This window comes from Maribacter aquivivus (genome assembly GCF_900142175.1).
Classification (GTDB): Bacteria; Bacteroidota; Bacteroidia; order Flavobacteriales; family Flavobacteriaceae; genus Maribacter; species Maribacter aquivivus.
Map to the genome: position 1 here is coordinate 1486854 of NZ_FQZX01000001.1, position 15766 is coordinate 1502619.

General features: G+C 33.9%; 10 protein-coding genes and 1 tRNA gene. 5 read left to right on the forward strand and 6 right to left on the reverse strand.

Translation table 11 applies throughout. The features are described from left to right. Positions 1-19: 19 nt before the first annotated feature. On the reverse strand, positions 20-5017 hold the full coding sequence (locus BUC31_RS06265) for a translocation/assembly module TamB domain-containing protein (protein ID WP_084134958.1): 4998 nt from the start codon (positions 5015-5017) through the stop codon (positions 20-22). 424 nt (positions 5018-5441) lie between these two features. On the opposite strand from BUC31_RS06265, the gene BUC31_RS20600 reads away from it, so the two are divergent. Beyond that, on the forward strand, positions 5442-5570 hold the full coding sequence (locus BUC31_RS20600) for a hypothetical protein (RefSeq protein ID WP_262987445.1): 129 nt from the start codon (positions 5442-5444) through the stop codon (positions 5568-5570). A gap of 58 nt (positions 5571-5628) precedes the next feature. Here BUC31_RS20600 and BUC31_RS06270 read toward each other — a convergent pair whose 3' ends face one another. The 4 genes from BUC31_RS06270 to BUC31_RS20430 all read right to left on the reverse strand — a co-directional run bounded on the left by BUC31_RS06270 (position 5629) and on the right by BUC31_RS20430 (position 11598). Then, positions 5629-6732, reverse strand: coding sequence for a DUF4407 domain-containing protein (locus BUC31_RS06270; RefSeq protein ID WP_073242256.1), 1104 nt, complete (start codon positions 6730-6732; stop codon positions 5629-5631). Between the two features lie 116 nt (positions 6733-6848). Beyond that, entirely contained in the window at positions 6849-10565 is a 3717-nt protein-coding gene (locus BUC31_RS06275; RefSeq protein ID WP_170861932.1) for a M56 family metallopeptidase, read from the reverse strand. Positions 10566-10600: 35 nt separating this feature from the next. Next, positions 10601-10966, reverse strand: a complete 366-nt coding sequence (locus tag BUC31_RS06280) for a BlaI/MecI/CopY family transcriptional regulator (protein ID WP_073242260.1) — start codon at positions 10964-10966, stop codon at positions 10601-10603. An 86-nt stretch (positions 10967-11052) separates the two neighbouring features. Beyond that, on the reverse strand, positions 11053-11598 hold the full coding sequence (locus BUC31_RS20430; protein WP_211573850.1) for a GldL-related protein: 546 nt from the start codon (positions 11596-11598) through the stop codon (positions 11053-11055). Between the two features lie 125 nt (positions 11599-11723). Here BUC31_RS20430 and BUC31_RS06290 point away from each other — a divergent pair, with 125 nt between their 5' ends. After that, positions 11724-12302: a PhnA domain-containing protein gene (locus BUC31_RS06290; RefSeq protein WP_027065050.1), complete on the forward strand. Its 579-nt coding sequence runs from the start codon at positions 11724-11726 to the stop codon at positions 12300-12302. A 130-nt stretch (positions 12303-12432) separates the two neighbouring features. Here BUC31_RS06290 and BUC31_RS06295 read toward each other — a convergent pair whose 3' ends face one another. Beyond that, a complete protein-coding gene (locus BUC31_RS06295) occupies positions 12433-13824 on the reverse strand; it encodes a dipeptidase (RefSeq protein ID WP_073242264.1) in 1392 nt (463 codons plus the stop codon). Positions 13825-13953: 129 nt separating this feature from the next. Here BUC31_RS06295 and BUC31_RS06300 point away from each other — a divergent pair. From BUC31_RS06300 to BUC31_RS06310, 3 genes are all read left to right on the forward strand, one after another. Beyond that, positions 13954-14035 (forward strand) — tRNA-Leu (locus BUC31_RS06300). 166 nt (positions 14036-14201) lie between these two features. Then, a complete protein-coding gene (locus BUC31_RS06305; RefSeq protein WP_073242266.1) occupies positions 14202-15410 on the forward strand; it encodes a bifunctional alpha/beta hydrolase/OsmC family protein in 1209 nt (402 codons plus the stop codon). Positions 15411-15434: 24 nt separating this feature from the next. Then, on the forward strand, positions 15435-15713 hold the full coding sequence (locus tag BUC31_RS06310; protein WP_211573857.1) for a DUF427 domain-containing protein: 279 nt from the start codon (positions 15435-15437) through the stop codon (positions 15711-15713). Positions 15714-15766 lie beyond the last annotated feature (53 nt).

The following is a 15766-nucleotide window of genomic DNA, read 5'->3' on the forward strand; positions in this document are numbered from 1 at the left end:
TGTTCGATATGTAAAATTCTTATTTTTCAATGCTCTCCTGTTCTTCTTTATTCTTTTTTAAAGGCTTCTTTTCTGTTTTCTCTTTTTCTAGCGGACTGAACAATTGACTGAATTTGTTGAACTCGCGGTTAAAAATAAAGGCTACTCCCGTTATTATCAACTGCCCGTCTATTATATTTTGATATTCTTGCCTTCTAAAGCCTTTAAGTCTGTAAGTACCTTCTTCACTTAGTAAATACTCTAAAGTTACATTGCCGATCAAAGGGGTTTCAGTCTCACTTGAAGAGGCGCTACCTTCTACATCTACGGCACTACCAGCGGTGACAATTAACCGATCATTAAAGAGCTTTTTGCTCGCGTTGATATTTAATTGCGTTCTACTTTGGGCACTTCCACTTTCATAATCATCAAAGCTATCTAGGTCAAAACCAAGCTCAAAACCCGTCTTGCCTAATAGCTTATTAGAAATTGAGGTAAGCTCATTTGAAAGTACTTTATTTACGTTATTTCTAGCTATAGAAACTACTCCGCCACTACTACCATCACTTCCCGTAGTTGGGTAAAAACGATTTAAAGCCAATAATGAAAATACTTGTTTATTCAATTCAGATTCTTGTTCGTTCAATTGTTGAATGCGACTATAAACCGCACCGCCAAAATTACCCTGTTCACTCTCTGGCATATCTAACGCAAATGATATTTCAGGTAGCATAAGTTGCCCGTCAATATTTAGGTACACAAGAAAGTCTGTTGCTTGTTGGTATGTTCCAGAAACGCTACTATCTGTACCGTAACTTATAGATGACATTAATGATGATGCTGAGGTTTCTATTTCATAAATAGCAGTCACATCCATCTTTGCATCGAACGGGTCACCGCTCCAAACAATACTACTGCCTTTTTGTATTTTAAATTCTCGACTTACCAAATTGTACAAGCTTGTTCTGTAAAAACCAGAATCTAACTCTAACCTACCCGATAATCTAATATCTTGATTTGGGTCTATGTTTAAATTCAGCGTTGCAGCACCAGATGCTTGTAGTTTGTCATCAGTCTTTTCGTCAAGAACAATAGTGAATTTTGCATCATTTCCTATTTCTAATGTGGTATTGATATCCATTCCTGCAAAAAAAGAATTAGACTTTTCGCCATCGGTTCGGGTAAGTATGGCATCGGAACTTTCTCTATTTACAAAAATAACCACACCGTCTCGCTCTTGAATATCTAGCTCGTTTTGAGGTACAATGTACGTTAGGTCGGTAACATCTCGTACGCGTAATTTACCATCTATAACAGGTAGCTCTAAATTTCCTTTTACTGTTAAATCAGCTTTAATACTGGCAATACCATAAACAAGCTCGTCATCACCTTTTTTAGAATCTAGTACCCTGAATTGGTCAGTTTTAACAGAAAGGTCAAAATCAGGATTTGCAAAACTCTTTGTAGTAATAGTGCCATCTACAGTTAATGTACCTTGATTGATATCATTAATGGCAAAGGAGTTGAACGTTATTTCATCTTGATCAATATCTATATGTTCGTTATCTATAGCAAAAGTAGATTTGTACGCTGCTAACGTTAAACTAAAATCATTGAAATTTATTCTTCCAGAATATTTTGGTTCGGCAAGTGTTCCATTTACTAGAAGACTACCATCTAAATATCCCTTAGCATCAGATAATTGCTCATTTGACAGCCCTTGAATAACGCTGGCTTCTAATTTTTGAATATCGAGCTCCATGTTTAGATCGGCAGTGTTTTCTTTCGCTGCATAGTCTCCGGTTAAGGTTAGATTTGCTCCACCATCTTTTAATGCCAAATCAAAATCATATTCAGATAATGATTTGGAAGATGCATCTAAGGTTAATGTACCTAGCGGATTTTCCATGACCTGAAAATCTTTAATATCAATATCTGCCACTAACCCAGAAGCGGCATACGGATTAATTATTACGAAATTCCCCTCGACTTTACCTTTTGCTAGTGCTTCATCAGGATTGAAAAAGCTTAGGAATGTTTGTAATTGAAAATTCTGGAACAGAATACCGATATGGTCCGATTCCATTTCCGGAATCTTATTAGAAATTTCCATCTTTTGAGAATTTCTATTTAAGATTACGTTTTTAAAGTCTGAAAATGACTCGGCTATGACTATGTTGTTGTCCTCAGGAATATCCCATTGTTTTTTGTTTAATATGAGGTCTTTCGGACTAATATGAAGCTTTAAAGTATCTTTTTGAAATACCAAACCGGACGCTATATGCATTACGGGTACAGAGTCATTTTTAGAATTGAAGTCAAGTAACAGTTCTTTGTTTTTAAGGCTCCCTTCTAAATACGTTTGTTTTAGATGAATGGGCTCATAAATTAAATCTGCCAGACCTGCAGAGAATTTTAGGTTTACAGAATCTCCTTTTATAAAAGCATTTAAGCTGTCTACAGAACTACCTGCGTATGAAATGTGTGGCACTTTGATCTCTGCCGAAATTTTTCGTTTTTTTGAGTTGAAGCTAGCGTCTATGTTTAAAGAATCTAAATCTTCTACTCCGTTGAAAAATACCTTAGATAAAACGGGAGTAGGTATTATGGCAAGTGCCAAATTCGCATCAATATCATCTTCAACTTCAATCGTAGTATCGTCTGTAGAGAAATACTGTTCTAACTGTTTTTTAAGAGAATCTGTAATTCGATTTGGTGATGCGTTAGAAGTCAATTGCCCATTTAGAAAATTACTTTTAACTGAAACATCGGTGATAGAATCTTCAATATGTGCTTTTAAGGAGATTGTAGCTACTTGATACTGCTCATTATCTGCAATGGTAATACCGTCTTCAATAGTTGTATTTATCGTAAAATTAGAGGGCAAACCGGTGTAATTTCCTTTAATGTTTGCTGCTATCTTAATATTGTTTTTTGTGAGACCTAGTTCTTGTAAATCTGCCCCAATAATATTTGAAGTAAAAACAATGTCGTTTTCTTGAGATGAAAGTGTCATAGTTGAATTGACTTCCATATTCAGATTTGGGTCATCGATATTGGCGGTAACTGTACCGTTTCCGTCCTTTAAATTTCCGGTAATTGTTATGTCATTATAATCGTATCCGTCAAATTGAAATTGGGTGATTATACCATCAATTGTACTATCAAAATTATTAAGTTCAGAACCCACACCTTTGCCTTCAATTTTAAGTGATAATTTACCCAGTTGGTCGTTTTGTAATAGCTTTCCTAATTGCAGACTGTCAACAGAAATTTGACCATTAAATTTCATGATGTCATCAAAATTTACAAGCGCATTTATAGTAGCTGCTCCTTCTGGTATTTTGATGTTCATATCAGGATTCACCCATGTGGTCCCTCCAGATAAACTTCCTTTTGCGAGTATAGATTCTGGTATGGAAATACCCAATTCTTTAGACGATATTATTTTATTGATTGCCAATTTGGTGCTTTTAAAGCTAATATTGTTCAAGTCATATGTAAGTGAATCTATTGTAGTGAGATTGCTGATACTACCCTTAGCAGTCAGTTTGGTCTCTTTTCCCCATTGTAGTTCCGTATTAAAATCATTCACTTTTTCTAGACTACCGATAGCTTTTAGATTGCCTGTAATAGGTTGCGATGACAAAGAATCTAAATATTGATTTTTAGCAAGTTCGGGGACCAACTTTAGTACATCTTCTAACACTAGATTAAGGTTAGATATATCTACCGATAAAGTACTTTTTTTAGGATTTTTTATTGCCCCTTGTAAGGAGTTAAATTGAATAGCTAAGTTGGCATTGGCTGAGCTTTGGTTCATATCAAAAATAAGATCTGAAATTGAAGCTTCGGTATCTGATATACTTGTCTTAAAAGCCAATTGATTTAATCGAATACCACTTGGTTCTGAAAAAGAAAATTTAGAAACATCGGCATTGAAATTCTCTGGTTGGTATGCCAGGTTTTTAGCTAACAGTTGAAAATTTTGAATTTTAAATGCATTGGGGTTGAAAGCATCTACATTACTAACATTGCCATTTAAAGAGTAACTAAACGTGTTTTTTGCAATGTTAATATTGTTTGCTGCAATAATGAATTTTGGCCATTGAAACTCTATGTTATTGGATGTATTGTTTTGTTCAGATTCATCACTTGTTATTTGTATAGCGATTTGCGAATCTTGAAAGATGAAGTCGTTGGTCTCGTATCTGTTTTTAGAAACATCTGCGAGTATATCTGTGAGTTTAATTGAGCCTAATTTGAGTTGAGTTTGTAGACCATCTGGCTTGCTATTGTAGTTAACAGATACATTTTCTATTTCTAAATCTTCTAATTTTATAAATGGTAGTGTAGTACTGGTGGTATCTTCTGTAATAGGAAATGGGTGTGTTTGGTTATAAGTGAATTGGGTATTGGTTAGATTTAATTCATCCAAAGAAAACTTCATTCTTTCTAAATCAAACTCAGTAACGTCTACATTTAGGTTGCCAAGTATGAGGTTTATGTTTGTTCCTAAATAGGTATCGGTATAGTTCAACTTCCAATCGGTTAAATCTAAACTTCCAATAGAGATATCCATTGGTTCTGAAGTAGCTGCTGTTGTGTCTGTGGGGGTTGTTAATGCATCAATTAGAAAAGTAAAATTAAATTCATCAGGATTATCAGCTCTATTAATATATGCAACTACACCATCAGAAATGACGCTATCTATAGATAAAGAATTTTTAAAAATAATGGTGTAAATAGGAATATCTGCTTGCAGTGATTTTGTGTAGAATAAAGTATCACCCTTTTTATCTTCTAGAAATACATTTTCTACTTGAATGTCTCCTGAGAATGTAAGATACAATTTGTCTACTTCTACCTTAGTATTGGTTTTGTCTGATATGTAATTAGTGACTTTAGATACAATGAAGTTTTGTGCCCAAGAGGTTCGTACTACTAAAACCAAAATAAAAAATAGCAATAACACACCAAGGATAATTTTCCCCAGGAGCTTTAAATACTTTTTGAATTTTGAATTTGTGTTGGTCATATGGTAAACACTATAGGATTGAATACTAACATTCAATTTTCAACTGTAATGTTACCATTCTAGTTGTGCCATAAAACCTGTAGCAATTATAATTAACAATACTATTATGATAACGAGGTTGTAAAACCTTCTTTTCTTTTTCTTGGATTCTTTAAGTGATGCCATTAGTATGCAAAGTTAAGACTACCAATATATAAAATTAGCTTATTTGCAACGAAGATTATCGATATAGCGCATATTGTCAATGTATTATTTGACTCTACCATCTAAAGCTTAAAGTATTTAAACATCTCGTCTATACATATTGTCAATTGGTCTATACATATTCTCCCTTAGTCAATTGTGCGAGATTAGAGCGGTCATAACAATATACCTTTGAAGTGTAATTAATAATTAGCAAACAATATCATTTAAACTGAATCTTATGAAAACTGTTTCAAATTGTAAAAAGTGTTTAGGTTATTTTGAATCAGCGAACCAAGAAGAAATTTTTGAAATAAACAATTTTAATATTACAAATTCAGAATTGATATTAGAAGCTATGGCAAAATAATAGTTGTTCAGGTAGTTCCCCCAAATCACCAAAGACCAATAGTAATATTGGTCTTTTTCTATTTTAAACCTTTGGTCTGAATATTATGAAAACTATCTGCCTGTAAGCGCAGCAGTTCTTCTGCCTTTTTCTTTTTATAGCCATAAAGCTCTTCTTCTCCCTTTAGGTCTTCATATATTTTCTGATTGATTTCACTATCAGTTGAAGCAATGAGTTTTCGTTGCGCCAATTTTTGTTCTACCCAAGTAGAAAGTACGCTTTCTTCCTCTTCTAGTTTAATATCATACTCCCCTTTGGGAGCTAATAATTTGGCAATTATAGGTGATGTTTCTATGGCTAAGAATAAAAGGAATATGAAAAATGAAGGAAGCCACGGTAATTCGTCTAAAGCGGTAATTCTTGCCATTAATCCGTCAAAACCGTCTATTACGGGTTGTGAATTTTTAACTACCTCTGCATATTCCGTATCTAGCGTTGCAATTTGAGATTCTATCGCCAATACTTTTTCAGCATTAGTAGTCTTTAGTGCCTGTAGTTCTGCAAGAGCTGCATCGTGCTTATCTCGTTTTTCAGCATAAACAGGACCTTTGCCTAATAACTTTGTGCCGGCTGTACCTTCAGCTTCGTTAATGTAAATATCATAAAGCGCATTCGTCTCCGCTTCCTTTATTAAAACTTCATTTTTTAAAGCAGCTATATCTTGATTCAATTGCTCAACCTTAGGGGTGTATTGCAGCGCAAGTTGGTCTTTATTGGCAAGTGTAAGTCCATTCTTTTGCTCTAGTAATACCTGATTGATTTCTTTCTCGAAAATTTTCATTTCCAAGGGTTTTGAAATTACAATGGCAATTATGACTGCAAGAATAATACGAGGGGTAGCTTGTAAAAATTCTTGACCAATGTTGTTTCTCTTTTTAATGGTAGCAACAATAAAACGGTCTAAATTGAATATGAGTAACCCCCAAATGAAACCGAAGAATACTGCGGCATACAGATTGTCAAAAACAGTGAATAGAGCATAACTACTAGCAATAAAAGCCATTACAGCTGTGAAAAATACGGTAGCACCAATACCGGCATATTTGTTTTGTTCGCCTTTAGAGCAAGTTTTTAAAAGATCGGCATCTGCCCCGGAGCAGAGAATAAAGAAGTCTTGTATCATGATTAATGATTTGTTTTTGATTGATGATGATGTATACTGGGTGAACGTAACTATTACACTTTTGGTACGCAAAAAGCCCTCGAAAAGAGGGCTTTAACATATGTTTGACGTTCTTGTTATTCGATTGTTACAGGTTCTTTGGTGATTCTTACTTCTGCTTTGCCGTTTTTTTCTCTAGATTCTATATTTAAATCTTTGTTTTTCTTTAGTAAATCAATGGCTTTATCAGACGAGACTTTTTTGCCTTCGTAGAAGAATGTTGCTCCTTTTTTTGCCATGCTAATAGCATAGTCTAACGGGGAAGGCGGCGTAGGAGGTGAGGGTGGGGGAGGAATTAGGTTGGTGTTAGTTTTCTTGTAAATTTTAATCTCTGGTTGTCTGTTGGTATAAGGCAGAGTTTCAATTTTAATGCTTTTTTCGTTCTTTATAATTTCAAAACCTTCTTCTGAGGATATTTTTTCACCTTCAAAATAGAATTGAGCATTTTGTTTTTCAAGTGAACGTAAATCTTCCATTAGATTAGGGTTGTTTTTAGTTTTGGAGCTATCAGAATTAAAAATGTATACTCTAGTGTTTTCAGTTTTCTTATCATCATATTTTAGCTCTCCATCAATGTTAATGTAGGTAGTGTTATTATGTGGTAAATTATTCGCTTTATGTAGCATTAATGCACCGTCGTATGTGTCTTGAGTTGCTATAATTCTTTCAATTTCAGCATCTGCATAATCAGCGGTATTCGGAGCTTTTGGCGCTTTTGGTACAGCTGGTGGTTTTGGGAAATTAGGAAATGGCTCTACATTCTCTTTTTGTTTAGAAGACATTAATCTGTAGATATATGTTAGTTCATCAACATCAGATTTTAGGATTCGAATATTGCCTCCCTCAGCTATCATGGAGTTATACTTTTTGGCTAAACCATTGTATTTTATCATTTGTTCTTCTGATGCTCCATCTTGATTTTCTTTAGGAAGACATTCAGGGAAAGGTTGGGCAGCTTTTCTTTCTTTAGATGTCATATTTTTATAAGTAGATTCTAATATTTTTAAATCACTTTTTGGAATGCTTCTTTTTTCAATGGGAATAGCGTTGTATTGTCTGGCAAGGTTATTATAAGTAGTAAAAGCTCTCTTGTTGAGGTTAGCATTGATGTCGCCTGAAGTTGTATATACAGCGAACTGAGCGGTGTCGTAATTTTCTAATGGAGACATTGCTTTTATATTATTTCTATTAATATAACCATTCAATTTAGAGGCAGGTATATTCTCTTTGTCATTTACAGCAATTATATCGTTTGTAGAATTTAATTTAATCCATGATGTAGCATCTACTAAATAAGGTGCTTCATTAACCTCTACAATACAATTAGTATTACCATTTTTTGCAACCTCTAACTTTGAATTGAAAAGCCGTTCGCTTTCAATTATAGATTTGTTTTTTACAACTGATGCATAATCTAAGTTGTCGTTCCTCGTAAAAAGTTTAGAGAACTCAGTTGTAGCTCCATTATTTTTTTGAAGACCGAAGAAGTATGAACTAGTAATCTCACTTTGAACATTTCCCCAATGCTCTTTTTGTAATAATGATTTGTAACCTTCTTTTATGACTGTTAGATCAAAGTAAATTTCACCTCGTTGTGTATTAATTAACTCAAGTGAATAATAACCTTTGTTGTCTGTTGTGGCAAGTATGGTTCCACTATTGTCTATGATTTCTACATTTACTATAGGTTCTAAAGATTCGGAATCTATTACTAAACCTGCAAGCCTTATTATTCTGTTTGAGTTTTTGATTGATTGCTGTTTCTCTAGTTTGGTATAGTAATTACCTTTAGAGTCAACTAACTGATTATTTTCAATTCTAAACGACCAATCTTTATAACCATAGGTGAAATAATAACTGTTGCCGCGTTTTTTAGGATAATAACGAACATCTTTTTTGTTTCCTTCTAAAAGATCAAAAACCATATAAATATCGTATTCGGAAACAGTTATTCTAATATTGTTTTCATTGTTGACCCAAGTACCATTTAATTTATTTCGTAGGCTGTTTTCTTTACGGATATACTTTTTGTTATCAAAGATGATAGTGCCTTTTTGTGAGCTTAACTCAACTATTATTTTTTCGTCATTGACATTAGAGAAGTAGTAATATTGGTCTCCTATCTTTTCAAAATTAACAGCTTTATTCTGCGCTAGCCCCCAATACAGATTGTCTTTTTCCCTTCGGATGTTTAGTATTTCTACCTCGTTATCTGCATTGAGCCATTCTCCTTGTAAAGTAAAAGCTTTGTCAATATTTGTTGGTTTATCCATGAAAACGGTAATACTTTTGGTTTTAAGTTTTCTTAATTCTTGAGTTATAGCATCAGTTATATCTGAATTGATACTCCATGGTGTATAAATTTGAGCTGATAGTTTGTTGCTTTTAATCGCCAAAGGAAATTCTGCCTTTACCTTCTCATTTAGTAGTGACAATTGAACTTGTTGGTCATTGAACCAAATTTCGTTTTCATTCTTTACTTCTATCCACGCTATTTCTAATAGTGGTTCATGATTGGCATCGGTTTTAAGTTCATTATACACATATTCTTTACGTATTTCTTTTGCCTCATCTACAGTTTTTCCATGATACTCACTTGGCTTAAATTCGTTTTTGCCAAGAATATTGGTAGTTCTTTTACTAAAATGTTCAATGTTAGAAATACCTATAGCTCCTAGTTTTGTCTTAACCTGGTCAATTAATTTATATTGACTTTCGTCATAAAGAATATGAGCCGTGGTGTAGTTTTTAATAATATACGGACCAAAATTTTGATTCACTCTTTCTATTTCTGAAGAAAGGTTTTCTAAAGTTGTTGGCTCATCGTTTATAAGTAAATCTCCTGTTTTTGTGATTTCAATATTAATGTCTTTGATAGTGTTTTTAGTTACTACATTCTTTTGACTAAAGCCGTAAAGCATTAAAGCTAGTACTGGGAGCAAGAATAGACTTCGAATTAAAATCCCTTTTTTTGATGTTTGTTTTTTCATGATGATGAATCGTTTTTTGACCTGCCCGTATGGATTACCAATATTGAAGGATTTTCCAAATACGGTCAGGCGAGTTGATGAATAATTTATGGCATTTGCGATACCAACTGATTGATGGGTGTAAAAGCTGTCGTTTGATAAGTACGACAGTAATGTGTTTTGATAGGTTAAGTAGTCTTCTTGACCATTAAGTACGGCGCTATCTGCTAAAAATTCGTGGTTGAGTTTAATTGTTTTTTTGTAGACATAAATCAATGGATTGAACCAGAATAGTATCTGTAATAATTCTATAAAAATTACATCTAAACTATGCCATTGTAGCGCATGAGTTTCTTCATGTTTTATAACGGAATCGGGTATGTTTTTAGATTCAAATCTTTGTTTGTTCAGAAAAATATACCGTAAAAAAGTATGAGGAGGTAATTGTTCTTTTAGTAAAACCCTTACTATAAAGTTATTATTTATTAGGGTATTCCGCTTAACTCGTTGCCAAATTTTGGTAAGATTTAATAGAAAACGAAACCCGAAAACTGCAACTCCTAATCCGTAGATAGTCCATAGTATTAAAGACCAATTCATAGGCGATTTTTCAATCACATGAACTACAGGTGTAATTTCTTGCGGTTCATTTAGGGTTAAAACTTGAGTAACTGCTGCGGTAGGTATTGTTTCTACATATTCGGTAAAGACAACCTGAGGAATGATAAAAGAAGCTACGAGAGCCGTCAATAGAAAGAATCTTTTAAAATGGTGCATGCTTTCTTTCTCTAAAAGGAGTTTGTAGAAGAGCAAAAATATGCCCATGCATGCGGCGGATTTTAAAAGATAGATAACCATAATTACTTCTTTTCGATTTCTACGTCTATTAACTTTTTCAATTCTTCTAATTCAGCTTTACTTAAATTCGTTTCTTGAGTAAAAAATGATGCGAACTGACTAGCGCTATCATTAAAAAAGTTTTTAATGAGTCCGTTAACGTGTTTAGAGAAATAGTCTTTCTTTTTTACCAACGGAAAGTATTCTCTACTTCTACCAAAGCTTTTATAATCAATAAATTTTTTGTCAGCCATTCTTTTCAATAAAGTGGCAACAGTGGTTGTTGCGGGTTTTGGTTCTGGGTAAGCATCGAGCAAATCTTTCATGAAAGCCTTTTTTTGCTTCCATAGAATATTCATTAATTCTTCTTCTGATTTGGATAATTGCATTTTCTACAAGTTTAGAGTATGTTCTACAAACATAGAACATATATTTTAATTCTACAAGTGTAGAGTAAAATGCAATTAGAATGGTATTATGATTTTTTAATTCCGAATATAATAGAAATGGTTGCGGTTACGAGTCCCACAGAAAGTAGTATGTTTCCGTTTATCCATCCGAATTCCCAATGTAGTATTTTGAATTGAGCACCTATAATTATGCAGAGAACCGTAATAGTGTTTAAAATGATGGAGTAAATTTTCTTTTTTGAGGTTGGTTGTTTTTCTTCCAATTCAGAAGAAACGTCTTCAGAGAAGAATATGTCTTTTACATATACAATTATGAATACAACCAGTGATATTCTGAACAGGTAAGAGAATATAAAGCCGTATTTTAAATGGAGTACCTTAAATAAATATTGAAATATAAAGCTAGATAACAAAAAGAACTTGGCATAGTCTAGCCCAATTTTAGTTGATTTTTTATAGAACCATATACTATAGAACAGGGTTATACCAACAACAGCAACAATTAGTAAAATATCTGAATATTGCCAATGCATTACTTTAAAGAGCGCTGCAATTATTGCTAATGCAATGCTGAGTCGAAGAAAAATATGGGTATTTTGCTTTGTAATCAATTGCTTAGGTTACTGTAATACTAAGATAGAACGAAAGATTAAAGGTTTAAGTGTTTTTCAAGAAAGTAAATGAGTGGTGTCTTCTTTTATAAAAGTTTAAATTTGTATTCTAAAAACAACCTAGAATGAGTGTAAAAGATGATTTGGAAGCACGTAGTGGCTCCACTTGTGAGTTATGTACGGGAACCAATAATTTAGAAGTTTTTGAAGTTGAGCCAGTTTCTATTAGCGGAGTCGATTCTAGTATTTTAGCATGCGAAACATGCCGAACTCAAATTGAAGATCCAGAACAAATGGATGCAAACCACTGGCGTTGTCTTAATGACAGTATGTGGAGTGAGTATGATTCTGTGAAAGTTGTTGCTTGGAGGATGTTATCTAGATTAAAATCTGAAGGTTGGCCTAAAGATTTATTAGATATGATCTATTTAGAGCCTGAGGCTTTAGTTTGGGCAAAAGCAACAGGAGAAGGTTTGGCCGAGGCTGACAAGATTATTCACCGCGACGTAAACGGAGTGATATTAGAAAATGGCGATAGCGTTGTTTTAGTAAAAGATTTGAAAATAAAAGGATCTAGCCAAGTTGCTAAACAAGGTACTGCTGTACGAAGAATTTCTTTAGATCGTGAAAATGCAGAATATATTGAAGGTAAAGTAGGACCAACAATGACGGTTATAATTACCAAGTACGTTAAGAAAATATAGTTTTTGGTTCGTGGAACTTTAATAATATCTGATTTGTTTAAAAAAATAAAACGTCTTTGCTCGCAAAGACGTTTATTTTTTTAATTTATTTTCAACTTTCAACTTTCAACTTTCAACTTTCAACTTTCAACTACTTCTTAGTCATTTCTGTAAAATACTCATAGAAATAAGGAATAGTTTCAATTCCTTTAAAGTAATTCCACACTCCGAAATGTTCGTTAGGGGAGTGTATGGCATCACTATCTAGACCAAAGCCCATAAGTATAGTCTTGCTTTTTAGCTCTTGTTCAAATAAAGAAACAATAGGAATACTACCACCACTACGTTGTGGAATTGGTTTTTTGCCAAATGTAGTTTCATAAGCTTTTGAAGCTGCTTGGTAAGCAATGGTATCTATAGGAGTTACATACCCTTGTCCGCCATGATGTGGTTTCACAACCACTTTTACACCTTTAGGTGCTATAGCTTCAAAATGAGTCTTGAATAAATCGGTAATTTCTTTCCAATCTTGATTAGGAACCAATCGCATAGATATTTTTGCGAATGCCTTACTTGCAATAACAGTTTTTGCACCTTCGCCAGTATATCCGCCCCAAATACCATTAACATCTAATGTTGGTCTAATGGAATTACGTTCGTTGGTAGAATATCCTTTTTCACCGTAAACAGATTCAATATCTAAAGCTTCTTGGTATTTTTCAATACTAAAAGGTGCTTTTGCCATTTCTGCACGTTCTTCAGCAGATAGCTCTTCTACCTTATCATAAAAACCAGGTATAGTAATATGATTGTTTTCGTCATGTAGACTGGCAATCATTTTGGTTAAAATATTTATCGGGTTAGCAACCGCACCACCATATAATCCGGAATGTAAATCACGATTAGGACCTGTAACCTCTACTTCAACATAACTTAGACCGCGTAAACCTGTAGTTATTGACGGCACATCATTGGCAATCATACCTGTATCTGATATTAAAATAACATCATTTGCCAGCTTCTCTCTATTCTCGGCTACGTAAATGGCGAGATTATTACTGCCAACTTCTTCTTCACCTTCAATCATGAATTTTACATTACATGGCAGTTGATTAGTTTTTACCATCAACTCCAATGCTTTTACATGCATATACATTTGACCCTTGTCATCACATGCTCCACGAGCAAATATGGCACCTTCTGGGTGTTTCTCTGTTTTTTTAATAACAGGTTCAAATGGTGGTGAATGCCAAAGATTAATAGGATCTGCCGGTTGAACGTCATAATGGCCATAAACAAGAACTGTAGGTAGATCAGTATTTATGATTTTTTCACCATATACGATTGGGTAACCTGCAGTTTCATGAATTTCAACAACATCGCAACCTGCTTCTTCTAATCGAGTTTTAACCGTTTCAGCTGTATCTAAAACGTCTTGAGAAAAGGCAGAGTCTGCGCTAACAGACGGAATCTTAAGTAGTTCGATAAGCTCATTTAAAAATCGGTCCTTATTTTCCGATAGATAATTCTTTACGTTTTTCATGTACTATTTTATATGACTTTCGATAAAAGTACAAAAAGCGTAATTTTTAAATAGCTAAAATTTAGAGAATTGATTTTTTGCGTTATATTTGCACCCCGATAATCACTATTTAGTGATTTAGGAAAGTATGCAGGCGTGGTGGAATTGGTAGACACGCTAGACTTAGGATCTAGTGCCTTGCGGTGTGAGAGTTCGAGTCTCTCCGCCTGTACAACGAGAAGCCTCTTGAGAAATCAAGAGGCTTTTTTTATGCGGTAGATTTTAATCAACCTTTAACTTTTTTAAATAACAACGTCGTTATTTGTTACTCTTGTAAGTTTTCAATAGTATTTACTTCTAATACAATGATATTGCTAATAGTATAGAAATAACATAATATGGGCTTTGAAAAAGTAACATTTACAAATTCAGAAGGAAAACAACTTGATGCAAGGTTGGAAATACCCAATAATCAAGAGGCACACAGTTATGCGATTTTTGCGCATTGCTTTACTTGTAATAAAAACTTTTCTGCTGTTCGTAATATCTCAAGGGCATTAGTAAATAAAGGTATCGCCGTACTTCGGTTTGATTTTACGGGTTTAGGTGATAGTGAAGGTGACTTTGAAGAAACCAATTTTTCATCTAATGTTTCTGATCTAATACAGGCAGCTAAATTTTTAGAAGATAATTTTAAGGCTCCTTCTTTGTTGGTTGGGCATTCATTAGGTGGCGCAGCGGTTATTTTTGCCGCTTCGCAATTAGAATCTGTATTGGCTGTTGCAACTGTTGGGGCACCATCTTCTCCTTCGCATGTGCAGCATTTGTTCAAATCAAGTGTAGCGGAGATTAATTCGACAGGTAAAGCAAAGGTGAATATCGGTGGTAGGGATTTTACCATTAATAAAGATTTTATAGATGATATTGAGTCAAAACCTATGGAGTCTGTGCTTAAGAACATGAGAAAACCTTTTTTGGTTATTCATTCGCCACAAGATACCATAGTAGGTATTGAAAATGCGAAAGAATTATACAGCTATGCGCATCATCCAAAAAGCTTTGTGTCTATTGATAGGGCAGACCATTTATTAATGAATAGTGCAGATTCTACTTATGTTGGTAATGTAATATCTGGTTGGGCAGAACGTTATTTAGATGTTCCGAAGAAAGAGGTTTTAAAAACTTCTCATCAAGTGGCAGTAAGCATAGGTAATGAAGGTTTTACCTCTGAAATTGTTTCTGGTAATCATTTGTTAATAGCTGATGAGCCGATAGATTTTGGCGGGAATGATTTTGGACCATCACCTTATGACTATTTGGCTTCTGGTTTAGGTGCTTGTACCGCAATGACCTTAAGAATGTATGCGACCCGTAAAAAATGGGATTTACAGAAAGTAGTTGTGCATGTAGATCATGGCAAAGACCATGCTCCAGATTCAGAAAATGTTTCTTCTGACGGAAAAAAAATTGATACTTTTAAAAGAGAAATAGAAATATCCGGAAATTTAGATGATAAGCAACGGCAAAGATTGTTAGAAATAGCAGATAAATGTCCTGTACATAAAACGCTTTCTAAAGGAGCTTTGATTATGACGGAATTAAAATAATATGATTTAAGAATTAAAACTATGATACAAGCAATTTGGAATAATAAGGTAATTGCAGAAAGTGATGCAACTGTTGTAATAGAAGGAAATCATTATTTTCCGCCTAACGATATTAAGAAAGAATTTTTTAAAAGTACAGAAACTCATAGTATGTGCCCCTGGAAAGGAATTGCTTCTTATTACGATGTAGAAGTAGACGGTGAAGTAAATAAAGATGCGGCATGGTACTACCCAGAAGTTTCAGAATTAGCAAAAGGTATTAAGGGTTACGTTGCCTTTTGGAAAGGTGTTGAAGTGAAATAGAATATTTATTGTAAATTAGAAAAAGGTCAGCCAAAAGCTGACCTTTTTTTTGT